This is a genomic window from Elusimicrobiota bacterium, from assembly GCA_016788905.1.
Lineage (GTDB): Bacteria > Elusimicrobiota > Elusimicrobia > FEN-1173 > FEN-1173 > JADKHR01.
Genome location: JAEURZ010000048.1, coordinates 1 through 839, shown reverse-complemented (window position 1 = coordinate 839; position 839 = coordinate 1). Strand labels below are relative to the sequence as shown.

Here is an 839-nt window from a genome sequence, read left to right as displayed (position 1 = left end):
GAACCGGTGCCGAAAGGCGAATTCGGCGGCGACGTATTGCATCGCGTAATCGGATCGGGCGGTCAAATTGGCGGTACCTTGTTATGGGAATTCAAACGCACCAAAAACTGGAGCGATGCCTGGCTGGTGAAACTGCGCGACGATCAACGCGCCGCCAAAGCGGAAGTAGCGGTCATCGTCAGCCACACCTTGCCGAAAGGCGTGGAAACCTTTGAATTGATCGAAGGCGTCTGGGTCACCCACCCGCGCGCGGCGTTGCCGGTTGCCATGATTCTGCGCCAATCCTTGCTGGAAATCGCGTTGGCGCGCCAATCCTCCGAAGGCCAGCAAAGCAAAACCGAAATGGTCTACCAATACCTCACCGGCCCGCGCTTCCGCCAACGCGTCGAAGCAATCGTCGAAGCCTTTTCCACTATGCAGGAAGACCTCGATAAAGAACGCAAAGCCATCATGAAACAATGGGCCAAACGCGAAGAACAGATCGAACGTGTGATGGCGGCAACGGTCGGCATGTACGGTGATTTGCAAGGCATTGCCGGGAAATCGTTGCAGGAGATTGAAGGGTTGGAGTTAAAAGCGCTTGATTCTAAAGTTGACTGGTAAAGCTAATAGCTGTGATGTCACAATTATTGAATGAAGCTCTCGATTGAACTTAATTAGATAAAATAATATGGAATTGACAGATAGAGAAAAAGACTTATTCAAATCACTAACAAGTACCGCTAAATCTGCCTTATCAATTTATATTCCTGGGCTTGCGCAGGCAATCGCTGGTTATGATGCCTATCAACGCAGTTGTCATGATAGAAATATTCAGAAAGTATTAAATTATCTTCAAG

The 839-nt window shown here is 49.0% G+C and carries 1 protein-coding gene; it reads left to right on the top strand.

Annotated features, from left to right (window positions below):
* Nucleotides 1-603, top strand: a 603-nt coding sequence (locus tag JNK54_10715; GenBank protein ID MBL8024730.1) for a DUF2130 domain-containing protein, incomplete at its 5' end; no start/stop codon positions are given.
* Between the last annotated feature and the right edge of the window lie 236 nt (nt 604-839).